This window comes from Vreelandella alkaliphila, from assembly GCF_016107625.1.
GTDB lineage: Bacteria > Pseudomonadota > Gammaproteobacteria > Pseudomonadales > Halomonadaceae > Vreelandella > Vreelandella alkaliphila.
Window position 1 is genome coordinate 23,209 of sequence record NZ_JABASV010000016.1, and the last position, 23,651, is coordinate 46,859.

Below are 23,651 nucleotides of genomic sequence, written 5' to 3' on the forward strand. Positions count from 1 at the left end.
GCTCCCTAGGGGACTTTTAATTTTGATTTGCCTCTATTATCACTTGCTGCAAGGGAATTTAACCTCTGAATAACCCTAAAAAAACGCCGCACTCTTTGGTGCGGCGGCTTAACTAAACGGTTGTTTAACGATCGATTGAAGCGCCTACGTGAAGACCACATTGGCCACATCACGATAGCGGTTTGCAAAATGCACCGTCATTCCCTCTTTCAAGTAATCGGGAAGCTCTTCGTAATCACGCTTATTAGCTTCTGGTAGTATCACCTCAAAAATATCGCTGCGGCGTGCGGCAATAATTTTCTCTCGAATTCCCCCCACCGGTAAGACTTGCCCGGTTAAGGTCAATTCACCGGTCATTGCCAAGGGTCGGTTAATCGCCTGATGCTTGGCCAGCGAAAGCAACGCCGTAGTCATTGTGACCCCTGCCGACGGGCCGTCTTTGGGTGTCGCCCCTTCGGGCACGTGCAGATGCACAAATGCTGAATCAAAGAAGTCGGCATCGGCACCATACTCTTGCAAGTGACCCAGCGTGTAGCTATAGGCAATATTGGCGGACTCCTTCATCACATCGCCAAGCTTGCCGGTGAGTTTAAAACCGCGATCCAGAGCATGAACTTTGCCCGCCTCAATAGGCAGTGTTGCGCCTCCCATGGAGGTCCAGGCAAGCCCGGTAACAACGCCTTCGCCTTTCAGCACTTTCTCTTTGCGGAATAGCGGTGCTCCCAGGAACTTTTCCAGGTTTTTAACCGATATTTTTACCGTTTCCAGCTGCTCTTCCAGCAGCTTTACGGCTGCCTTGCGAACAATACGATGCAGCTGTTTTTCAAGCTGACGAACACCTGCCTCACGGGCATAGCCGTCAATAACCTGCTTGAGCGCGGCATCCGTTAAGTTAATACGCTTCTTAGGCAGGTTGTCGCGTTTCAACAGCTTCGGCCATAGGTGGTGCTTAGCGATCTGTAGCTTTTCTTCCGCGATATACCCAGAAAGGCGAATCTGCTCCATACGGTCAAGCAACGGCCCTGGGATAGAGTCCAGCGTATTCGCGGTGCACAAGAACAGCACTTTGGATAGGTCCATGCGCACATCGAGATAGTGATCCAGGAAATCGACGTTTTGCTCTGGGTCTAACACTTCAAGCAGCGCTGACGCGGGGTCGCCCTGGAATGATTGGCCCAGCTTATCAATCTCATCGAGCATAATCACAGGGTTCTCGACTTCGACTTCTTTAAAGGCCTGGACTAGTTTGCCGGGCATTGCGCCAACGTAAGTACGACGATGACCTTTAATTTCAGCCTCATCGCGCATCCCGCCCACAGAAAAACGATAAAACTCACGGCCCAGTGCTTCAGCAATAGAGCGCCCAATCGAAGTTTTACCGACCCCGGGAGGGCCGACCAGCAGCACAATCGAGCCACCTACATCGCCTTTGAAAGTACCTTCGGCAAGAAACTCAATAATCCGCTCTTTCACATCTTGTAAGCCGTCGTGATCGCGGTTGAGAACTTCCCTGGCATGAGCCAAGTCAAGCTTGTCCTGGCTGGTAACGCCCCAAGGCAACGAGGTGAGCCAATCAAGATAGTTACGAGTAGTGCCGTACTCTGGCGAGCCGGTTTCTAGCACGCTGAGCTTATTGAGTTCATCGTCAATACGCGCTTGGACGCGTTCTGGCACCACCAGTGACTCTAGGCGGTTCCTAAACGTATCGACGTCGTTTTCACGGTCGTCTTTGGAAATACCCAGTTCACGCTGAATAACCTTAAGCTGCTCACGCAAGAAAAATTCTCGCTGCCGCTCCTGCATCTGAGCATTTACCTGCTCACTGATCTCGCTTTGCAACTGTGCAACATCGATTTCTTTGCGTAGCAGAGGGAGAACTTTATGCATACGCTCAGCCACCGACAGCGTGGCGAGTACATCCTGCAGCTCAGGGCCTTTGGCAGATGTGATAGCGGCTGCAAAGTCAGTTAGCGGACCGGGCTCATGAGGACTAAAGCGATTGAGGTAATGTTTAAGCTCTTCGCCATAAAGTGGGTTAATCGGCAGCAACTCTTTGATGCCGTTAATAATGGCCATCGCATAAGCGCGGGTTTCTTCGTTTTCAGCGTCGACTGGTTCTTTGGGATAGCTTACTTCCACCAGATAAGGCGGCTCTTTAGACAGCCAGCGCTGAATTTTAAAACGCCTAACCCCCTGAGCGATAAACTGGATCTGTTGATCTTCGCTCTGGAGTTTATGTACTTTGACCGCCGTGCCAATCTCAGGAAAATCGTTGTAATCCAACGACTCAACACCTTGTTCGCCAACAAAGGCAACGCCTATGGTGTGGTGCGGGGTATTACCTACCCGACGCATGGTTTCTTCCCAGCGCTCGCGGTTGATGACCAGCGGCTGTACCTGAGCGGGAAAGAATGGCCGGTTATGAATCGGCAATAAATAGATGCGCTCTGGGAGCATATCGCTAGCAGGCACTAACGAATTAACTTTCTCACCGTCTGAACGGTGCTCTTCACTGTTCGAGGTATCGTCTTGCGGTGCATCGGACTCATCGTCCGTCTGCCAATCGAGGTGTTCGTGATCGCGGTCGTAATCCTGGTCGCTCATGCGCCCTCCCATAACAGTGACTAGCGGATTGATCCGCTTAGCAATGTCTAAGGAATGTGGGCACAGGGGGTGAACTTCAACCCTTGGCACCATTTGTAGCAGTGTATTCGAAGAGTGGTAACAGCTTCAGAGCTCGTCGCTGTTTAGTAGAAAGCATTGATGCTCAAAACAGTGATACTCAAAACGGTAATGCTCAAAACGCTTATGGCCAAAGCTGAGGCATTGGACGTCCATTAACACGCAATTCGCCACGAACAACATCAAACTCTAACTCTTGCGTCCCCAGGGGTAGACCTAGCCAAAGCGCTGCCACGGTTGGTGCATCGTACCAAGTGAAATCACCATCAACTCGATCCAACCAGCGAGCGCGCTCTTCTGGCTTATCCAGCCTCGTCATCATAAGCTCATCAAGCCCACGCGCATCAAAAAAGAGCGCACCATCTGCATTAACATTGATACCTAGCAGCGGGCTTTCAATCGCGATCGTTGTCACGTCTAAACGAGGTGAGTCACTCAACACACCTTTTAAATCAGGGGCTAAACGCACCAGCAGCCCTTCTGCCATTGGTAGGCTAGCGTCGCCCCATGAGGCTTCTTGCCGCAAACGCAAGATTGTTGCGCGAACAGCATCCGCATTTAAGCGTGAAAGTTCGGCCTCAATCCGACCGCTTAACAAAGGTGTATCGGGCGCTTCGCTTGGGACGCTCACCTCGCCAATGATCAGTTCGCCATTCAAGCGAAGCTCTTGCTCGTCGAGGACCATGTGGCTGTGAACATCAAGCGGCGACACACGAATATCATAGGCAGGATAGTGAAGTGATAACGACTCAACATGCAGATGGTCACGCTGAGCAAAATGATAGGCATCGTCAATGTAGGTATAACGGCTTTCAAGAGACGAAGGCCCCATCGTTAATTGAGCGGGACCATCTGTTAGCGTGAGCTGGTCGAGCAGCGCACGCAACCGCCAATCACCAAATACGCCTTCTAAGCGCATACGGGCACCACGAACCGATAGCTCACGACCATTTTGCTGGATCACAAAAGGGGCAAGTGCCAGACGCAGTTCACTGTGCCCACTTAGCGTATGGTAGCGTCCTTGCCAGCGCGGTATAGACGGGGCAGAGACCTCTCCCACGGCTTTTTGCAAAACGCTATCTAAGCGGGGCAGTAGCGTTCCTTCAACGTCAGTACTTAACGCACCATGACGAGCACGGTAAGTAAGCTCTAACCGCCATGGCCGCCCTAATAAGGGCGATAAAAGCAGTTTTCCCTGAGACGTCAACCACCCTTGGCGGCTCTCCGTCCGACTAACCCGCCACTCCCCTCGCGCTTCCAAATCTTCTAATGCTTGACGAAGGCTGCGTTCAAACAAAATGCTTGATAGCAGTTGTGCCGCCACCCACGCCACCACTAAGGCCGCGAGAATAGGCACGATTAGTCGTTCCTTGCGCATGCGATCTCCTTGAACACCCCCACGATTGGAGCCATTCGCCAACGACATTGCGTGATCAGTTCCCAGTAATTAGCTAAGTCCATTTATTATATAGGTGACCCACCTGCCGGTTTGTGCAGATAGGTTATTAGTGTAGCCAAAACCATAAATGCATCGTACTCCACGCGTAGATGCCCGCCATAACGTCATCAATCATAATGCCAAATCCCCCGGCAACACGCCGGTCTGCCCACCGGATAGGCCACGGTTTGAAGACATCGAAAATACGAAAAACAATGAATCCCCAGAGAGCGGCCTCCCACGAGAAGGGCACTGCCGCCATGGTTATCCAGTAGCCAACAAACTCATCCCAAACAATACCGGAGTGATCATGCACGCCTAAGTCATGGGAAGTTTTGTCACACAACCACACCCCAACCACAAACGCCACAAAAACAATGCTGAGATACCAGACCAAAGGGAGGTCGGCCATCATCCAGTAGAATGGGATTGCTGCTAGCGTCCCGAAGGTGCCAGGCGCCCAGGGCACCGCACCACTGCCTAGGCCAAAGGCAAAAAAATGGGTTGGCCGACGCCAAACGCTCGCTGGTGCTCGGTTCATGGCGCTTCCCCGCTAAAATGCTGCCACCCTTCGTAGTCACTGGCGGCAACGCCAGTGACACCTAGCGTTTCGGTACAGTGACCTATCACCGTCAGCGAGAGACCGAGATCGGCGAGCCGCTGTTGGGCAATAGCGAGACTTTTGGGTGATAGTGTCACCAGCAGCTCATAGTCATCACCACCCGATAGCGCGGCTTTAATCGCGTCATCGTGGCCTAACGTTTCTTGCAATCCTATAGCCAACGGTAGCGCGTCGACGTCTAGTGCACAGCCTATACCAGATGCCTTACGCAAGTGCGACAAATCTGCCAGCAAGCCATCTGAAATATCTAATGCCGCCGTTGCAATACCGCGCAGTGCAACACCCGCGGCTAAGCGAGGTTGCGGCAACAAATAGCGAGCCAGAAGAGGGTGCGACAATTCGCGTTCGCCCTGGCGCCAAAGTGCTAGGCCACCGGCACCACCACCCAAGGCACCGGTCACGGCGATAACATCGCCGACCTGCGCACCTGAGCGAGTTAGCGCTTGGTCAGATGGCACTTCGCCCATCACCGTAACACCGATGGTCAGCATCCCAGAGGTGACATCGCCACCAACCAGCGCGGTGGAGTGCTGCTGGCAAAGCGCGTGAAACCCTTCAGCGTATCCTGCTAACCAGTGTTCAGCAGCTTCGCGGTCATTAAAGATGCTCTTATCCAGCGTCATTGCCATCAGGCACCAACGAGACTTAGCACCCATGGCTGCTAAGTCGCTGAGCGCCACCGCCAGCGCGCGATGTCCTACCGCGTGCGCTGGGGCATCGTGAGGAAAATGCACGTTACTCACCGACGTATCAACGCTGACCACAAGCTGCTGACCTGCTCGGGGCACCAAAAGCGCTGCATCGTCGCCATTTTCAAGCGCTATGCCAGCTGTCGCGTGCGCCTCCTGCGGCGACATGAAGTAGCGCTGAATCAGTTCAAATTCGCCAAGCACAAAGGCCCCTTAAACGCATTATCAGGAGGCTCGCCTTACAGACGGCGAGCGCTGACCTCAGCACTTCGTAAGCGATTTGCTAACTTATCGAGAATGCCGTTCACGTATTTATGGCCGTCGGTGGCACCAAATGATTTGGCCAGCTCAACGCCTTCGTTAATCACTACTCGGTAGGGTACTTCCATCCGCCGAGAAAGCTCATAGGCACCCAAGCGCAGGATGGCTAGCTCAACAGCATCAAGATCTTCGAGGCGTCGGTCGAGCAGCGGCGCAATTTCACGATCTAACTCCGCTTTGAACCGGACCGTGTTATGCAGCAGTTCATGGAAAAGCGCCTTATCAGCGATTTCCATTACTTTCACCCAATTTTCGTAATCTTCCAGGTCATCATCTGCCACCTGGCTACGAAACTCAGCTTCGATAGTGGTGATCGATTTCCCTGTCATTTGCCACTGGTAAATCCCCTGAACCGCTAACTCACGCGCGGCGTGGCGCCCTAGCTGCGCGGCAGAGGGCTTACGCTCACGACGTTCGCTCATTGGTTGTCTCCTAGCGGCAATGCTCGCAGTAATGAGACCATCTCCATCGCTGCCATTGCGGCTTCCGTACCTTTATTACCCGCTTTGGTGCCCGCCCGCTCAATCGCCTGTTCGATAGACTCAACGGTCAACACGCCGTTTGCGACCGGCGTATCGAACTCAAGCTGGAGGTGGTTAATGGCGGTGTTGCAGCCGCCAGCTACATATTCAAAATGCGGCGTGCCACCACGAATAACAGCGCCCAGCGCGATAACAGCGTCGGGCTTCATGACGTTAAGTACACGCTTTACTGCCAGCGGTAGCTCCCAAGCACCAGGTACATGGACAAGATGAATATTGTCCGCATCAACGCCGTGGCGTGTCAGGCTATCAATAGCACCTTCCACCAGGCTATCCACTACATGGTGGTTAAAACGGCCTACAACGATGACATAACGGCCATCGACATCCACAAAAGTGCCTTCAACTTGCGAAAGGGATTGCATCAATTTATTCCTGCTGAGAAGTTGGCTCATACGCCGTGTCATTTGGCCCTAGACGCTCGACAACTTCGAGATCAAAACCGGAGAGCGCCGAGAATTTCCACGGTGAGCTGAGTAGCCGCATTTTGCCCACCCCTAAATGGCGTAGGATTTGCGAGCCAGTACCAATCGTTAAGTAGTTACCTGAACCGTCCGAATCGCTGGTGCGCGGTTGACGCACGCGATCCAGAAAAATATCGAGCTGATCTTTCAAGTCTTGGTGAGGACGACCATCGTCAATCAGCACAAAGACCCCCGCAGACGCATTAGCGATCTCTTTCAGCGCACGATGGGCATCCCAACGGCACTGCTCATCTTTCATTAACCCTACGATATCACGCAGCGTATCCGCCAAGTGAACACGCACCGTTGTCGCCTGCTCTGGCGTCGGTTGCCCCTTAACTAACGCCAAATGATGAGCACCTTGTATACGGTCCCGGAACACATGCAGCGCCAGTTCCCCATGGGCCGTCATCACACTGGTCGTTTCAACCGCATCAACCGTTTGTTCATTGACGATACGGTAGTGAATCAAGTCGGCAATCGTGCCAATTTTAATACCATGCTTTTTAGCAAACACTTCAAGCTCAGGCCGACGCGCCATACTGCCATCATCATTCATGATTTCACAGATGACGCCGCTGGGGTCGCAGCCCGCTAAAGAGGCTAAATCACAGGCTGCTTCAGTATGCCCAGCACGACGTAGAACACCACCAGGTTCAGCCATTAGCGGAAATATATGCCCTGGCTGTACGATATCCGTCGGCTTGGCATTCGCCGCCACTGCTGCTTGAACAGTACGCGCACGATCAGCTGCTGAGATGCCGGTGGTCACACCTTCGGTCGCTTCAATGGAGAGCGTAAACTTAGTGCCAAACCCAGAGCCGTTATCACGCACCATCAGCGGTAGGTTTAGCTGCTCGCAACGCTCGCGAGTCATGGGCATACAAATAAGCCCACAGGCATAACGCGCCATGAAGTTGATATGCTCGGCCTGAACTTTTTCGGCCGCCATGATGATATCACCTTCGTTTTCGCGATCCTCATCATCCATGAGAATCACCATTTTGCCCTGGCGGATATCTTCCACCAGCTCAGCGATAGGGGACAAACCCTCTGAAGAGGAATGCGCCATGGAATCTCCAAAATAAGTGGTCGCAACACATGCGATTTCGCGCGTCAGGGTACCTTGCTCTGGCCCGGCGCGCTAGTCAGTGCACGGTTTAGCGATGATGCGCCAATCACTCCCAACGGCTCGAATTTCTTTAATAGTTAAACGCTTTTGGTCGGCCATGCGGGTCATCCCGGGCAACGCAAATAGTGGTCGAGCCTCGCCACCCAAAAGCGTGGGAGCAACAAATAACTGCAGTTCATCCACCGCATTTGCATCTAGCAGCGCGCCTGCCAGCGTAGCGCCGGTTTCAACCAGCAGCTCATTTACCAGCTCATGCTCAGCCAACCAGCTCAGCATCTCTGCGAGGTCGATTCGGCCTTCTTGAGCCGCGGGCAGTACCTTAATGTCAGCGCCTGCAGCTTCCAGCTTTTGGCGTTTTTCTTCACTGTGGTGTTCAGTGGTAATAATCAATGTGCGGCCTGGTTCACGAAGACAAGCGGCCGCTAACGGTAACCGCAGACGCGAATCCAAAATAACGCGTAGTGGCTGCCGCTGACTAATTGTATCCGCGTTATCGAGCCCCAACTGGTCTGCGCGCACTGTTAGCCGTGAATCATCCATAATGACGGACTCAACGCCGCTCAAAATAGCGCTTGAACGAGCTCGCAGACGCTGCACTTGACTGCGAGCTTCTGGGCCAGTAATCCATTGCGACTCTCCAGAGCCCATGGCAGTGCGGCCATCCAGGCTCATGGCCATTTTTAAGCGTACAAAGGGACGTTTGTGCTGCATACGGGAAATAAAGCCAGGATTTAACGCACGGGCATCCTGTTCCAACAGCCCAACATCTACCTGAATTCCTGATTCCCGAAGCCGCTTGATACCGCGTCCACTCACGCAAGGGTTAGGGTCAACCATTGCGACCACCACGCGGGCAACGTTGGCATCCGCTAACGCAACGGCACAAGGGCCAGTGCGTCCTGTATGGGAACAAGGTTCCAGCGTGACATAAGCCGTTGCGCCTTCTGCCTTTGCACCAGCGGCGTTAAGCGCGTGGATTTCTGCATGAGGTTCGCCAGCACGGAGGTGAAAGCCATCGCCAACCACTTGCCCTTCCGCGTGTTGATCGTAGCGGACAATAACACAGCCTACCCGGGGGTTGGGGTCTGTTGTATACAGCCCTTTCGCCGCCAATTGCAGAGCACGCGCCATAAATTGATGATCAGCGCTGGTAAAGCCTCTCTCCATCAACTCGTTCATCAAGCCTCTCCGCGATGTGGATCGCTGTGGGCTGATGCAGGGTGATCGCCAGGATCTTGAGAAAGACGGTCTATCTCAGCGCGAAATTCGTCTAAATCCTGAAACTTACGATATACCGATGCAAAGCGAATATACGCCACCTGATCCAGGTTGCTTAATGCCTTCATAACGGCCTCACCGATATCCCGCGCATTTACTTCGCGGTCCCCGCGGGCACGAAGCGATTGGCGAATACGCTCAACGGCGGCTTCTATTGCCTCGGCACTTACCGGACGCTTCTCCAGCGCTCGCAACATGCCTGCACGCAGCTTGCTCTCGTTAAAGGTTTCGCGTGAGCCGTCGGATTTTACGACCCTCGGCATAATCAGTTCTGCGGTTTCATACGTGGTGAAGCGCTCTTGGCAGCTAGCGCATTGGCGACGACGGCGCACCTGGTCACCGTCGGCTACCAGCCGCGAGTCGGTCACTCGAGTATCATTAGCACCACAAAAAGGGCAATGCATGGCAGTCAACCTGTTGTCAGTACGTGCAGCGTGTCAGCTTGTGCGGATAACGGCACATATAAGCATATTGTGAACTTTTATTAGCAGCGGAGTAGCCACGCGCTACAACGACATGCAGTTTAAGGGCGCTTGCAAGCAAAAATAGTCGCTTCTTTAAACGCGGCGTTAACCTAGCATTGTAACGATTTGGCACACAAGCTGCAGCGTTTGTCGTAGGTTGTTTAAGAGGAAACCCCTATGACCCCATTTGAGCAGACAGTCCACCATTTCCTTTCGCACCTCTACGGCCCCCGCGCCAGCGAGGTACAGCGCCGTCTTGGACAACACATTGACCACTTTCGCAGTGCATCACAGGCGCCAGCCATAACAGAAAATACCGCGGCTGAAGGCGATAATGCACCAACGTGGAGCGAAAAAGATCAATGGGTCATTAGCTACGGTGATTCCATTGTGGCAGAGGAAACGCCTCCTCTTGCTGTGCTGAATGAGTTTCTTCAACGCTATTTGGGGGAGCGTATTAGCGGCGTGCATGTGCTACCTTTTTTTCCTTGGAGTAGCGATGATGGCTTTTCAGTCATTCATTACCGCGAGGTTAATCCAGAGCTAGGTGATTGGCAGCACATCCGTGAGCTAGCAAGCCACTATGACGTGATGGGCGATTTAGTGCTAAACCACGTGTCTCGCGAATCCCTGTGGTTTGTGGATTATTTAACCGGAAGTTTGCCGGGTCGTGATTACTTTATAGAAATAGACCCAGAAACCGATGTTTCTGACGTGGTTCGACCACGTAGCAGCCCATTGCTAGTGCCCATTTCCACGCGCCGGGGCACGCGCCATGTATGGGCAACCTTCTCAGAAGATCAGATCGATTTAAACTTTGAAAATCCTGACGTATTGCTCGAGTTTGTTGGCATCCTGCTGTTTTACCTCCAACAGGGCGTGCGTATCATTCGCCTGGATGCAGTGGCATTTTTATGGAAGCGTCTGGGAACGCCATGCATCCACCTTCCCGAAACCCATACGGTGGTCCGTTTACTGCGCGCCATTGTGGATGAAATAGCGCCGGGCACGCTGATAATTACCGAGACCAATGTCCCTCACGCAGAAAATATCAGTTACTTTGGCCTAGAACGGTTAGCCAATGGGGCGCCTGACGAAGCCCATATGGTCTATCAATTTGCCCTACCACCACTGCTATTGCATACACTCACCCGCGGTGAAGCCACTACCCTTCAAACATGGCTTTCCAGCCTGCCGATATTGCCCAGACACTGCACCTATTTAAACTTCACCGCGAGCCATGATGGTATTGGCGTGCGCCCTTTAGAAGGGGTGCTACCCGATCATGAGCGAGATGCACTGCTAGAACTGATGCATCGCTTTGGTGGCTTTGTCAGCATGCGCAGCAATCCCGATGGCAGTGACTCGCCCTACGAAATCAATATTACTTGGTTTGAGGCCATGCGCGGCACGCGCAGAGGACCAGACCCCTGGCAAATTGCCCGCTTCCTGTGCAGCCAAGCTATTATGCTGACGCTCCAGGGCATTCCCGCCCTCTATATTCATACATTGACCGGCACGCTTAACGATGTCGAAGGAGTGGAGCGCAGCGGCCGATTGCGCTCAATTAATCGACGCCGCTGGCAGCGTGATGAGCTAGCACTGTTACTCGAAAGCCCCTCAACGCCGACTCACGATGTGTTTCATGCGCTTAGCCGCTTGCTGGAACTTCGGCGCACAGAGCCCTGCTTCCACCCCAACGCCACACAACGCGTACTGACCACGCCGCCTGACGTGTTAGCCATTGAGCGAGGCCCGCTAAGCGACGGCCGCCGCCTGCTTGCCCTGTTTAATGTCACCGATACGCTACTGCCATTAGATAATGTAGGAGAAGCACTTGAGCAGGCACTTAGCCAACATGCTTGGCGTGCTTTAGATCTGCAAAACGCCCTGGAGGAAACCGCGCTTCCTCCCTATGCAATAAGATGGATGGTGGCAGACACGTGAAAGGTGCATTGCGGCATAATGTCTCAGCAATTAGGCAATATAATCGTCAAATAATCGACTGCTGAGATACTGCAGCATTCAACATTGACTGAGATAATAGCTAATTATGCTGCAACAAAGCATTGCAATTGGCCCTTTGGGCTTCAGCCTCCATCAGCTAGTTTTAATAGTGACATTTCTGATAGCGCTTTTGGTGGGGGCGTTACTAGGGCGGCGACATAGCGTAGCGGTCAGCGATACGCTTATAACGATATTTTTTATTGCTCTCCTGGCTGCGCGAGTAGTGTTTGTAGTGCGTTACTGGGAAGCGTATGACGGTATTATTTCCCGATTAGATATTCGTGACGGTGGCTTTGATTTAGCAGCCGGTCTTATTGCTGGACTCGGTTACGCGAGTTGGGTTCTATGGCGCTCTTCTCGCCAACGCTGGCCTTTAAGCGGTGCTTTACTTGCGGGAATTTTCACATGGGGGATGCTAGTTGGTAGCACTCTATTAATTGAGCAACAATCGCGCCCACTACCACACACTGCTTTATTAGACAGGAACGGCCACTCTGCCAACCTGCCACAACTTGCCAAGCAAACGCAGCAGCCTCTTGTTGTTAATCTTTGGGCAAGCTGGTGCCCCCCTTGTATTCGTGAAATGCCTGTTTTTGAGGAAGCTCAAAATACCGAGCAGGACATCACATTTGTGTTTGTTAATCAGGGGGAAAGCGCCCAGCACATTGAGACATTTATGAATCAACATGACCTCTCACTCGATAATGTGTGGCTTGACCAAAGCAATGCATTAGGGAGCGCAACGGGTGCTCACGCCATGCCCACTACCCTTTTTTATAACGCAGAAGGAAAACTCGTGAACACGCATTTTGGCGAACTTTCTCGAGCAACTCTTCAACAAGGCTTGGAACGTTTGCGCTGAGACAGCCTCCTACCTTCGCCCATAACATCAACGAATTACAGTGCTCATCTTTTACATATAAGGATTTACTTATGAAACACTTTTCCCTGTCTCGTTTAAGCACTTTGTTACTATTAACGAGCATTGGCAACATCTCCACAAGCTATGCCGAAGAACTGCCTGCACCAGTTCAAGCGCTCACCAACCAGGGGATAACGATTCACGGTCAGTTTGAGGCGCCAGGGGGCATGCGTGGTTACGGTGCTAGCGTACAGGGCCAAGAGTTGGCGATTTATTTAACTCCTGATGGCCAACACACCATTATCGGCACGCTAATGGATGATCAAGGCAACGACCTCACCGAAGCACAGATAGAGGAGCATGTTCGGGTTCCGCTTGAAGCGCAAACCTGGGCGTTACTGGAAGAGAGCCACTGGATTCAAGATGGCGATGAAAACGCGCCGCGGGTTATCTATACCTTTACCGATGCTAACTGCCCCTACTGTCGCCAACTGTGGCAACAAAGTCGCCCTTGGGTAGAGGCTGGAGAGGTACAGCTGCGCCATATTATGGTGGGCATCTTGGCACCGAACAGTCCCGCCCTGGCGGCCACCCTGCTGGGAGCAGACGATCCTGCTGCCGCGCTACATGACCACAGCAACGGCGATTCGCTTTCAGCAAGCGCCCAGCCTCGAGATATTGAAGAACAGGTATATGCCAACAATCAGCTTTTTGAGGAGCTAGGCCTGTACGCTACGCCCACCAGCGCCTTCCAGCGCGAGACAGACAGTGGCAATTTACGTATCGACAGGATTCAAGGCTTACCGAGCGAGGAGCGTTTAATTGAAATGATGGGCGGTGAAGCGCCTTAAAGCAGACAATATAAGCAAGTTTTAAAGCGCCCATCCAGCATCCTCAAACCAATCAGTAGCCCGTGGGGTTATACCACCACGGGCTACTGTTTTTTCCGGATACGTTGGTTGCGATGCTTCTATCGCTGCTCCTTAGCTAGTTACTCGTCTGTCAGATTTTCAAAACGAGGCATACCGACGTTCCATGGTTCGATATCGCCTTTTTCGCCAAAGTTCGCATGGTCACCAAGTACATGGCCGTCATGCTCACGGACCTGCCCATAAAGCGAACGTTTATGGAAAGTAGGGCCAAAGCGCTCTAGTGTCTCAGCAACGTCACCCGTGTAACGGGGGTCTTGTGGTCGCTCTTGGCTACTCATGTAATAGGCAATGTCCCAGGCATCCTGGTCACTTAACGAGCGTGGCTGTCCTAGCGGCATATTGTTGTAAATAAATCCTGCGGCGGTATCGACTCTGACAATGCCTGCGCCCCAGTTATTAGAGCCATCCCCCCAGGGAGCGGGGAACACATACTCGCCGTTCTCATAGTGTCCAGCGCCGTTGTCTTGATGACAAATAGCGCAGTTTTCTTGGTACGCCGCTTCACCACGGGCGTAATCGGGGGATTCATCTGGCTCGTCTGGCGCAGGAAAACCGCGACCATAAATAGGCTGACTGGGGTACATTGGCGCACCGGTAGCCAGCCATTGGTGGTAAGCGCTGAGTGCGAGCATCTCATCACTGCCATAGGCAGGCGGCGTTCCATTCATCGAGTAAGCAAAGCAGCCAGCAATGCGCTCTTCAAGATTGTTAACGTGCTGATTTTTACCCCTGAAGTCAGGAAGCGTAACCGCCGCTGCCCAGACCGGTGCACTAAACGGTTGACGCCCTTCGCCTAAGTGGCAGCTTGAGCAGTTCATGTCATTGAAAACGTTTTCACCACGTAGCTGCTGCGTGTTGGTAAATAGGTCGTAGCCATACCGAATGACCTTTTTTAGCTCTGGATGGATATCAGCGTCTTCCAGGTCTGCCATGGTCGGTGGAACATGAACTAGCTCGCCCTCTTGCGGTGCAGGAAAACCAAGTTCCACTAACTGCTGATAGGGCGCTTCGTTAGAGGGATCGGCAGCATTGTCAGCAAAAGCGCTGACGGCTAGTCCGGTAGCTAATGAACAGCCTGTTAGTGCTAGCACGAGACGTTTTTTATGCATAATCATTGCGCTGCCTCCTCTTCTTCACTGCCGGTTTGGGCGCTAACGTCCTGGCCGGCATACCATGCTGACACCGCCTGGATATCCTCATCGCTCATACGCTTAGCAATAGCCCCCATCAAATTTTGGGGATCATTACTGCGCTGATCATTTTGCCAAGCATGCAACTGGTTGCTTATATAGCCTGCGTGCTGGCTTGCAATACCAGGGAACGTCTCCCCAACGCCAGTGCCGCCCGGGCCATGACAGCTCTTGCATGACACAATGTAGGCATCCCAATCTCCGCGCTCAGCCAACTGTTCGCCACGGGCTAATAGCGCCTCGTCCACGTCATCGCCACCTTGGCCAGGGGTGATAGGCATTTCGCTATAATAGGCGGCAACGTCCACTATTTGCTGGTCATTAAGCATATTAGCAAAGGGCATCATGGTGGCGTTTTGGCGACGTCCCTCTTTAAAATCGTGTAGCTGCTTAACGATATAATCGGCATTAAGCCCAGCCAAACGCGGCCACGATTCGCCTCCAGGTATGTTCATCCCACTGCCGTTAGCTTGATGACACGCTGTACAGGTTGCCGCGGCGGCCTGGCCACGCTCGGCATCGCCTGTTTCGGCAAAGGCCGTGCCTGCGAGCGTGCTGACCCCTATAAGGCTGGCGCCCATCAACAAGTTGAACTTGCTCCATTGTTTTTTATTCATATATCCCCCTGACTGCTGTTCGTTATTTACTTACCTGCCCGTTATTTACTAGTCGTAGCCCATTTACTGCGATGATGCAGCGAGAGCTATCGAATAGCCTCAGGTCTTTCTCGTTGCTCATCCCCTACCGTAGGAATGGTTAAATGGGCGCTAAACCCGCCGGCCTGGACATTTTCAAAATTTACCCAGCCCCCAAAACGCTCAACAATTGCCGCCACAATCGCTAAGCCCAAACCGCTACCTTGCTGCTTGCTCACGCGCCAGAAACGCTGAGTTAACTGCTTTAGTGTAGCGTCATCGACGCCGCTACCCTGGTCATGCACTGTGAACGTTACGTGACGCTGATCAGGGGTACACTGCACGCTTAGCGCGACAGGCTGCTCACTCGCCCCATGATGCAATGCGTTATCCAGTAAATTACGTAGTGCGGTTATTGCCAGCTCTCTAGGCATGGCAACGCACACTTGGGGTAATTGAGAGGGAAGCTGGCACTGCCCTGCAGTTGCCATGCTATCGGCGATCGCAACATCAACAATCTCACCTACCTGACTTAGCTCGCCATCATCAAAGCGCATGCGCCCTTCAACTCTTGCTAACGTCAGTAACTGGTCTAGCGTATGCGCTAGTCGAACCACCCCCGCCTCTGCGTATCTGAGTGATTCTTTCGCCGTTTCGCCGTCGGCTCGCTGCGCTACTTGAAGATGGGTTTTAATCGCAGTTAAGGGAGTGCGTAACTCATGAGCGGCATCGTTGGTAAAACGCTGTTCACGGACAATGGTTTGTTGGATTCTTACGAGTAACCCATTGAGCGTCTCAATCAACGGTTTAATCTCTTTCGGCACACCATAGGTAGATACGGGTGCCAGCGCTTCCGGATGACGACTGGCAAGCGACGCGCGCAGCCTGGTTAGCGGCGCAAAACCAAGCCAAACAACCACCCAGAGCGCAATTAAACTGCCCGTTAATGCCACCACAAACGGCACGACAGCGACGCGAAACACATCGCTAAGCAATATGTCCCGCTCATCCATCCGGTCGGCGGTAGTAATGACCAGATTGCCACGTTCATAGGTAAAGACACGCCAGGTAGTATCGCCTTCCTGCCGGTAAGCATGACCACGCTCACCCGGTGCCAGTATAGTTTCCATGTTGGCATGAGTACGGGCAATGATATCGCCACGCGGGGAGTGCACCTGGCAGGCCAACCCCTCGATGGGCGGGATAGACAAAGCGCGAGCTTGGCTCTGTTCCCAGACATCTTCAGGCAGTTGAAGCACGAGCCCGGCGACCATGCGTGCCGACTGAGCAAGGCGCTGATCGAGTGTTTCTACGAATTTTTTTTCTAAATCATTGAGCAACCAAGCCGCAGCAACACCCCATAGCAATGCCAATGTCACCCCCAGGGTAAGCAATAGGCGGGCTCGTAAACTCATTGCTGCCCCTTATGAGGCGTACCTGGAATGTGGACAGCCTCAGGTTTGCCTAACCGATATCCCAACCCGCGAACCGTCTCAATAATGCCACTGCCTAGTTTTCGACGTAGATGGTGGATATGCACATTCAGTGCATTGCTCTCTACATCGTCACTCAAACCATAGAGGCTATCTTTTAGCTGGTCGGCAGAAAGCACGCTGCGCGGCGAATGCAGAAAGGCCTCTAAAAGCACCAGTTCTCGGCGCGATAGCGTTACCAACTGACCGGAGACTCTCACTTCACGCGCATGAGGATCCAGCGTTAGCGCCCCATGTACCGTCATACCCTGGCTACGGCCCGATACTCGCCGAAGCAGTGCATGAAGACGGGCCACTAACTCGTCAAGGTCAAAGGGTTTCACCAGATAGTCGTCGGCTCCGCACTGCAGGCCGTCAACACGGTCTCGTACCGCATCCCGCGCTGTTAGCATTAACACTGGGGTAGCGTTACCTTGGTCACGCCACGATTGCAGCAGTTGCAAGCCGTCGCCATCAGGAAGACCGCGATCAAGTATCACAACGTCACTTACCACTGACTGCATGATTTGTCCCGCTGCTTGAATCGTGGACACATGATCGACGACAAAGTCGTACATCATTAAACCGGAGCGTATTCCTGATGCGACCAATGGATCATCTTCAATGAGCAAGACGTGCATGACGGTTTTCCTTTTATTGCTACCAGCATGGCAAACGCACATTAACCCAACATTAAGCTAGCGGGCTGTGCCATAAACTCATTTACCAAAGCTCATTTACCAAAGCTCATTTACCAAAGCTTATTTACAAAAGCTCATTTACAAAAACGCCCTTGCCTAAAGAGACAAGGGCGATAACAGTGGTTTATACATTAACGCTACTGGCTAATACGTTTTGCGATAAACCAGCCTGCCACCATCGCGGCCAACAACGCCAATAACGGCAATGAGATCCCACCGATGGAGGCGATGGCAGGGCCAGGACAGTAGCCAGAAAGCCCCCATCCAATGCCAAATAGCGCTGCCCCCCCCAGCAGCTTACCGTCTAACGCTTGCTTAGTTGGAAGCTGAAAATTAGCGCTAAACAGCGGCTCGCCACGTGCAAATACCAACCGATAGCCCACAAACGTTGTGCCTACCGCACTGCCTAGCACGAACATCAGCGTTGGATCCCAAGCGCCGGCTACATCAAGGAAGCCAAGTACACGGGCAGGATCAGTCATACCCGAGATAGCTAACCCAAGCCCGAATAGCAAACCAGCGATATAGCCAGCAGCGGTTTTTACTGTTGCACTATTCATATCACGCGCCTCATACACCACCTCCAATCATATGACGCATCACATAGACCGTGGCCACCGCTGTGAGTAGAAACACCCCAGTGGCGGCCATAGAGCGGGGGGATAAGCGTGCCAAACCGCAAACGCCATGGCCGCTGGTACAGCCGCTGCCAAGCCCAGTGCCTAACCCGACTAACAGACCGGCTATCAACATTAGCGGCACACCGCCAGCTGGCGCACCGATCACCGCACCGGGAGCATCGGCAACGTTGCCTAGCCCGCCTCCCATTGCCATGACCAATAACGGGCCACTCACCAGCCCGAACAAAAAGGCTATGCGCCAAGCACTATCGCCTTTAGGTCGCTGGGTTATTAAGTTCCCAATAATGCCGCTAATACCGGCGATGCGCCCCAAGGCTCCCATCAACCACACAGCGGATAAGCCTATCAATACACCACCAACGAGCCCTTGCAGGCTTGCTATCCAGTCCACAGGTGTCTCCTTGCTGTGTTAATGCTTGTTTTTACAGGTTGAGATGCCCAGCAGAGGATACAATGGGCAAAAATTAAACAGCCCAGTGGCGAGTGGTACGACGCCAATCCATCCCCATGCGCCAATGATGCCGGTAAGCGCCAGTATGATCAGAATAAGACCAACTACGATTCGTGCCACTTTGTCGATACCGCCGACGTTTGCTTTCATTTTCTGCTCCTCGATAATCAATATCAGTTAAAAACGGTTGATAGGGACTTTTAGATAGACAACGCCATTGTCGTCGGAAGGCGGCATCTCACCCGCGCGCATGTTGACCTGTACAGAGGGAATAATGAGCTTAGGCATGCCTAGCGTGGCATCACGCTCCGTGCGCATTTTCACGAACTCATCTTCTGAAATGCCTTCATGTACATGGACGTTCGCGTCACGCTGCTCTGCAACACTGGTTTCATGCTGATAAACGTCTCGGCCAGGTGCTTTATAGTCATGGCATAAAAACAGTCGTGTTTGCGTTGGCAATGCCAACACCTTTTGGATAGAGCGGTACAGCGTACGCGCATCGCCACCGGGGAAATCACAGCGTGCGGTGCCGTAATCTGGCATAAACAGTGTGTCGCCAACGAAGGCCGCGTCGCCTATCACATAAGTAAGGCAGGCAGGCGTATGGCCTGGCGTATGAAGCACGCGCGCTTGAAGACTGCCAATGGTGAACGTATCGCCTTCATTAAACAGAGCATCAAATTGGCTACCGTCCCGAGCAAACTCAGTCCCTGCATTGAATGCTTTACCAAAAATTTCCTGTACGTCGACAATGTGCGCGCCAATCCCGGTTTTTCCACCTAGCATTTGGTGTAAATAAGGCGCCGCAGAGAGGTGATCAGCATGTACATGGGTTTCTAAAATCCACGTTACTTCAAGGCGGTTATCGCGAATGAATTCAATGATCTCGTCAGCAGAACGTACATCCGTATGCCCCGCGGCATAATCAAAATCCAGTACCGAATCTAGAATAGCGCAGGCATTACTATCTGGATCCTGCACCACATAGCTAAAGGTGTTAGTGGGCTCATCAAAGAAGTGAGTGACAATCGGGTGTTGCATTCTGTGCCTCCCGCTAATGGCAAGTAATGATGTTGCTATGCAACCATCATAGACCATAAAATGTTATATGTTTATACTTATTTGGAATTTAAAACGATTTCTTGAGCATGATCAATATTGCTCGTCGGCCAATAGCCGCGAGACAAAAAAGCACCTCGCTGCCAACGAGGTGCTGTGATGAGAATGATATGGTCGGTTAAGCGAAATTCATCAGCGTCTATCGACTTAAAGCCTTTATACACTTTGAGACTTGATACGCTTAAAGGCCCGATAAACTCAAAGCACTTATAAACTTAAAGCACTTATAAACTTAAAGCACTGATAAACTTAAAATTTATAGAAACAAACAAGCATTGAGCGTTAAACCTTACCCTGATTATCAAGCTCTACCGCTTCATGCATACGGGCTAGCACATCAGGCATCGCCGCTTGTACACGGTTCCAACTGGGAATAAAGGGGCGTTCACGAGGGTTATCTAAAAACAGATTGCCAGCTTCTAGTAAATTGCTGGCAAATAGCTCAACTGCCTGTTCTTCACAGTGGCGATCTAAACTTAGTCCATTCATCGTCGCGTCGTGATCATAGGCTTCAATGAGGTCTAAGGCTAAACGGTAGTAGGTTGCTTTGAGCGTCCGGAAATCTTCGCTGCTAAAGCTAACCCCTTGGGTAGCCAGCTTACGATACAGCGCTTTTGCGATATCCAGACTCATTCGGTTCAAGCCACTGGTCGCATCCTCTTCACTAACGGGCTGATGCTTATGGTCATAGGCGTCGGCAATATCGACCTGACATAGCTGACGGTGGGAGTAGTTGCGCTGCAACTCGGACAGCACGCCGATTTCCAATCCCCAATCAGCGGGAATTCGAATGCCCTCTAGCACATCACTGCGCATGGCAAATTCACCAGATAACGGGTAACGGAAGCTGTCTAGATAATCCAAATAAGGTAACGGACCACAGACAGTTTTCAAGGCACGTAGCAGCGGCGTCACCATCAACCGAGAAACACGCCCATTGAGCTTTCCTTCGGCGATACGCGGGTAATAGCCTTTACAAAAACTGTAATTAAAACGGGGATTCGCGACAGGATACATAAGGCGCGCTAGAAGGCCACGGTCGTAGGTAAGAATATCGCAATCGTGAAGACCAACGGTGGTGGAGCGACCTGAACTAAGCACATAGCCAGCGCAATACCATACGTTTCTTCCTTTTCCTGGCTCTAAAGCCCCTAAACCATGACTTTCTAATTCTTGGTCGATAGCACGTAAACGCGGGCCGTCATTCCATAGAATTCGAGTGTGCTGGGGCAAGCGTGAAAAGAATTCCCGTGCATATAAAAATTGATCGCGGTCTGCTCTGTCCAAACCAACGACAATTTCATTGAGATAAGGCACTTTCACCAGCTCATCAACAATCGCCGACAGCGCAGGCCCTTTCAGTTCAGAAAAAAGCGAGGGTAAAATTAGTCCCATTGGGCGACGTTTGGCAAACTGGCAAAGCTCTTGTTCAAGGGCTTCAACTGGCCGGCGCGTTAAGTTGTGAAAATCGGTTATCACACCATTTTGATGGAAATCACTCATACGCTAGCCTCCCGTGGCTTGTAATCTGATGCAGCGGCGTCATTCACTGGCGCCATTTCTAGACGCCCGTCATCTCGCCCCCACCAGTGGGCTACCCCCTCAGCCCAGCCAGTTGGCCCAGTTGCATTTGTTCGATATAACGCGCTGTTGTGCGGCTCAACGTTAAGAGCGTGGCAACCTCGAATCACTACAGCTTGATCGACAGTTTCCAGCATAGTGATATCGTTTGGGCCATCGCCCAAGCCCAATGAAAGTGGCGAACTGCCTCGTAACGCAGTAAATCGTTTAATTAGCCACTCTACGGCACCCCCTTTATCAGACAAGCGCCCAATCACATGCCAAAAGCGGCCCCCTTGCGTGAGCTCAAGGCCATCGCCTTCAAGCGCAATGCGGAACGTTTCAAGTGCGGCTGCATTATCTTCCCAAATAAGTGGCTCACTCCCCTCCCGCTGCCGCGCTGCTTTCGCACGGGTTTCATCAAGCCCAGTTAACGCCATTACCTGTTGAAGACTTAAGTCGCCCATTCGAGTAAACCGAACCCCCAGACGCTTACGCCAAACGTTTAGTCGCGCTTTAATGAAACCACTATCAACTCCGGTGTGTTTAATAACGACGCCATCTCGGCCATTACCAGGGCGATCTAGACGCGCATGACACCATCCTGGGGGCAGTCCGATAACGGCACCATTTTCGGCAATAAAGGGGGTCGCCGTTAGCCCAAGGGCTTCTCGTAGGGGAATGAGTTCAGCGCGAGTTTTACTGGTAACCGGAATGACCGGAACCCCTAGCTGTTTAAGGCGGGCAAGCCAGGGCTTGGCAGGTGAGAAATCATAACTGTGGTGATCTAGTAATGAACCGTCCAAGTCGGTGACTACCAAACGCGGTTGAAGCGCTGGGTCTAAGTCGCTTGGTGACTGAGCATCACTGGGCAACGCAGTACGCTTGTATTCGGTCATAGCACCACCCTTTTGCAATCTTAAAAGTCGTTACACACGTCCACTTTTAGATGAGCAACAAAGCAGTTTGTATGCCAATACAATTTTATTTTTAATAATCAAAAATTTAACTCATAAAAAGCAGCCACTTTCTTATGAGACCCAAAACAACGCAACTTCGGCGCACCAAAATAGTGCGCGAATAAATTGAAAAAAATTCGACAAGCCCTTGGAAAAAGCTCATAAATAGCTATACTGAAATTGTACTCACTGGCAACCTTGTACACCCCTCACCTGATGCCAGTGGGCTGCAGTGAGCCAAGCCCTTTCATGCCCGCCTCCCCCGGCGGGTTTTTTTTGACTTACCCCCTAGTCCACATGAATAACCACCTCAACGCGACGATTTCGCGCTCGCCCTTCGACAGTATCGTTATCTTCTAGCGGCTGAGTTGCGGCTAGTCCAACGGCTCGCAAACGCTCTGGAGCAACCCCTGCGGCTTCAAGTGCCTCAACGATCGCAATCGCCCGCGCACTTGAAAGCGCCCAGTTGGACGAAAACTCTGGGGTATTGATAGATTGGCTATCGGAGTGTCCCTCTACCCACACTTCCCCCTCGAAGCGCTGGATGGTATCCATCAATGATCCTACTAACGATGAGCCACCTTCTGTCAACTGAGCATCGGCAGAGGGAAATAGCAACCGATCTTGTACACGCAGGCTGATACCTTCAGCGACTCGGGAAACTTCAACGCCTTCCAGGTTAGGTAGGTACGTCGAAGCCTCCACACGCTCAGACAATCTCTCATCAAGTGCTAATGCGCTATTAATCGCCACGTCAGATACTTTTTGTACATTGATAGGTGGACGGTCGGTGAGCACTACCATGTAATCGGCCAACGGCGAAACAGACTGACGCTCATCGGTGGGCAGTAGCAACTGCGGAAGCCTACTATTGGCAGTCGATGGCTGGGTATCTATCGATACTTCTTCAATCCGCGCCAATAAAGGAGGCACCTCCACAACAGCAGTGCGAGCTTTAGGCAACCCTGCCACACCCAACGCAGCGCTAATCGCAAACGGGCTGAGCGTATCACTGCTAGGTGATACGCCGAGTACTGTGCGCTGCTGACGGGCTTCAGCAAGCGCATCCGGCAGGGGTATTTCTCTAGCAGGTGACGACTCATAGCCGTACTCATCGGCTGTTTCTTGCTGAAACAATGATGGGCTTGTCACATTAGCCGCAGCAATAATAATAACGAACAGGGCTACCAGTAGCGTCATAATGTCAATATAGCTAATCATCCAACCGCTATTACTTTCATCTTCTGGATAAGCGGTTAGCAATGAATCATGACGCGGACCAGCGCGATGGTCTTCAAGCATGGGGGGGTTCACTCATTCAAGTTTTTAACCTCGTGGCCGATCTAGGGTAAGCGTGGCAAACTAGTCTATCAAAAGCCGTTTCGTAGCGAGAAGGAACAATCAGGTGCGCACCCGACCTATGTCATCAAGAGCTCATTCATTAAGCACTGAGCCATCATCGACCCAATCGTCCATTGGCCGACTAT

Annotated in this window: 23 protein-coding genes; 3 read left to right on the top strand and 20 right to left on the bottom strand. The window is 52.2% G+C overall.

Translation table 11 applies throughout. From position 1 onward, the window contains the following. Positions 1-144: 144 nt before the first annotated feature. The 9 genes from lon to nrdR all read right to left on the bottom strand — a co-directional run bounded on the left by lon (position 145) and on the right by nrdR (position 9,572). Positions 145-2,604, bottom strand: a complete 2,460-nt coding sequence (gene lon, locus JFC11_RS17385; RefSeq protein WP_198350155.1) for an endopeptidase La — start codon at positions 2,602-2,604, stop codon at positions 145-147. Positions 2,605-2,806: 202 nt separating this feature from the next. Continuing rightward, positions 2,807-4,060 carry a DUF945 family protein gene (locus tag JFC11_RS17390; RefSeq protein WP_095604551.1) on the bottom strand — a complete coding sequence of 418 codons (1,254 nt, stop codon included), beginning with the start codon at positions 4,058-4,060 and terminating at the stop codon, positions 2,807-2,809. A gap of 127 nt (positions 4,061-4,187) precedes the next feature. Beyond that, positions 4,188-4,661, bottom strand: a complete 474-nt coding sequence (locus JFC11_RS17395) for a phosphatidylglycerophosphatase A family protein (RefSeq protein ID WP_038486072.1) — start codon at positions 4,659-4,661, stop codon at positions 4,188-4,190. After that, entirely contained in the window at positions 4,658-5,635 is a 978-nt protein-coding gene (gene thiL, locus JFC11_RS17400) for a thiamine-phosphate kinase (RefSeq protein WP_198350156.1), read from the bottom strand. The genes JFC11_RS17395 and thiL overlap by 4 nt, the downstream gene beginning before the upstream one ends. A 35-nt stretch (positions 5,636-5,670) precedes the next feature. Then, positions 5,671-6,174 carry a transcription antitermination factor NusB gene (nusB, locus tag JFC11_RS17405; protein WP_009721754.1) on the bottom strand — a complete coding sequence of 168 codons (504 nt, stop codon included), beginning with the start codon at positions 6,172-6,174 and terminating at the stop codon, positions 5,671-5,673. After that, entirely contained in the window at positions 6,171-6,659 is a 489-nt protein-coding gene (gene ribH / locus JFC11_RS17410; RefSeq protein WP_009721753.1) for a 6,7-dimethyl-8-ribityllumazine synthase, read from the bottom strand. The genes nusB and ribH overlap by 4 nt, the downstream gene beginning before the upstream one ends. Before the next feature lie 4 nt (positions 6,660-6,663). Next, on the bottom strand, positions 6,664-7,830 hold the full coding sequence (gene ribBA, locus JFC11_RS17415) for a bifunctional 3,4-dihydroxy-2-butanone-4-phosphate synthase/GTP cyclohydrolase II (protein ID WP_038486076.1): 1,167 nt from the start codon (positions 7,828-7,830) through the stop codon (positions 6,664-6,666). 72 nt (positions 7,831-7,902) lie between these two features. Next, positions 7,903-9,069, bottom strand: coding sequence for a bifunctional diaminohydroxyphosphoribosylaminopyrimidine deaminase/5-amino-6-(5-phosphoribosylamino)uracil reductase RibD (ribD, locus tag JFC11_RS17420; RefSeq protein WP_231658604.1), 1,167 nt, complete (start codon positions 9,067-9,069; stop codon positions 7,903-7,905). Further along, on the bottom strand, positions 9,069-9,572 hold the full coding sequence (nrdR, locus tag JFC11_RS17425) for a transcriptional regulator NrdR (protein WP_038486078.1): 504 nt from the start codon (positions 9,570-9,572) through the stop codon (positions 9,069-9,071). Before nrdR ends, ribD begins: the two co-directional genes overlap by 1 nt. Before the next feature lie 237 nt (positions 9,573-9,809). On the opposite strand from nrdR, the gene JFC11_RS17430 reads away from it, so the two are divergent. The 3 genes from JFC11_RS17430 (at position 9,810) to dsbG (ending at position 13,352) form a co-directional block, all read left to right on the top strand. After that, positions 9,810-11,579 carry a sugar phosphorylase gene (locus JFC11_RS17430; protein ID WP_120386636.1) on the top strand — a complete coding sequence of 590 codons (1,770 nt, stop codon included), beginning with the start codon at positions 9,810-9,812 and terminating at the stop codon, positions 11,577-11,579. Between the two features lie 106 nt (positions 11,580-11,685). Beyond that, positions 11,686-12,501 carry a TlpA family protein disulfide reductase gene (locus tag JFC11_RS17435; protein ID WP_038486083.1) on the top strand — a complete coding sequence of 272 codons (816 nt, stop codon included), beginning with the start codon at positions 11,686-11,688 and terminating at the stop codon, positions 12,499-12,501. Between the two features lie 71 nt (positions 12,502-12,572). Further along, a complete protein-coding gene (dsbG, locus tag JFC11_RS17440; protein WP_038486086.1) occupies positions 12,573-13,352 on the top strand; it encodes a thiol:disulfide interchange protein DsbG in 780 nt (259 codons plus the stop codon). 140 nt (positions 13,353-13,492) lie between these two features. Here dsbG and JFC11_RS17445 read toward each other — a convergent pair whose 3' ends face one another. From JFC11_RS17445 to JFC11_RS17495, 11 genes are all read right to left on the bottom strand, one after another. Further along, entirely contained in the window at positions 13,493-14,548 is a 1,056-nt protein-coding gene (locus JFC11_RS17445) for a c-type cytochrome (protein ID WP_176472129.1), read from the bottom strand. Then, the gene (locus tag JFC11_RS17450) at positions 14,545-15,240 is read right to left on the bottom strand and encodes a c-type cytochrome (RefSeq protein WP_198350157.1); all 696 of its coding nucleotides are present in this window, start codon (positions 15,238-15,240) and stop codon (positions 14,545-14,547) included. The genes JFC11_RS17445 and JFC11_RS17450 overlap by 4 nt, the downstream gene beginning before the upstream one ends. 86 nt (positions 15,241-15,326) lie before the next feature. Continuing rightward, positions 15,327-16,673, bottom strand: coding sequence for an ATP-binding protein (locus JFC11_RS17455; protein WP_038486091.1), 1,347 nt, complete (start codon positions 16,671-16,673; stop codon positions 15,327-15,329). After that, positions 16,670-17,371 (bottom strand): response regulator, encoded by a 702-nt coding sequence (locus JFC11_RS17460; RefSeq protein WP_038486094.1) that lies wholly within the window; start codon positions 17,369-17,371, stop codon positions 16,670-16,672. The genes JFC11_RS17455 and JFC11_RS17460 overlap by 4 nt, the downstream gene beginning before the upstream one ends. Before the next feature lie 197 nt (positions 17,372-17,568). Then, positions 17,569-17,991 (bottom strand): DUF6691 family protein, encoded by a 423-nt coding sequence (locus JFC11_RS17465; protein ID WP_038486986.1) that lies wholly within the window; start codon positions 17,989-17,991, stop codon positions 17,569-17,571. Positions 17,992-18,001: 10 nt separating this feature from the next. Further along, positions 18,002-18,463, bottom strand: coding sequence for a YeeE/YedE family protein (locus JFC11_RS17470; protein ID WP_038486097.1), 462 nt, complete (start codon positions 18,461-18,463; stop codon positions 18,002-18,004). An 18-nt stretch (positions 18,464-18,481) separates the two neighbouring features. Next, complete coding sequence (locus JFC11_RS17475) at positions 18,482-18,673, bottom strand: YgaP family membrane protein (protein ID WP_198350158.1); 192 nt, start codon at positions 18,671-18,673, stop codon at positions 18,482-18,484. Positions 18,674-18,700: 27 nt separating this feature from the next. Next, positions 18,701-19,567 carry an MBL fold metallo-hydrolase gene (locus JFC11_RS17480; RefSeq protein ID WP_095604544.1) on the bottom strand — a complete coding sequence of 289 codons (867 nt, stop codon included), beginning with the start codon at positions 19,565-19,567 and terminating at the stop codon, positions 18,701-18,703. Between the two features lie 360 nt (positions 19,568-19,927). Further along, on the bottom strand, positions 19,928-21,148 hold the full coding sequence (locus tag JFC11_RS17485; RefSeq protein WP_198350159.1) for a glycosyltransferase family protein: 1,221 nt from the start codon (positions 21,146-21,148) through the stop codon (positions 19,928-19,930). Continuing rightward, positions 21,145-22,104 (bottom strand): HAD-IIB family hydrolase, encoded by a 960-nt coding sequence (locus JFC11_RS17490; RefSeq protein ID WP_038486107.1) that lies wholly within the window; start codon positions 22,102-22,104, stop codon positions 21,145-21,147. Before JFC11_RS17490 ends, JFC11_RS17485 begins: the two co-directional genes overlap by 4 nt. Before the next feature lie 348 nt (positions 22,105-22,452). Further along, positions 22,453-23,466, bottom strand: a complete 1,014-nt coding sequence (locus tag JFC11_RS17495) for an OmpA family protein (protein ID WP_120386632.1) — start codon at positions 23,464-23,466, stop codon at positions 22,453-22,455. Positions 23,467-23,651 lie beyond the last annotated feature (185 nt).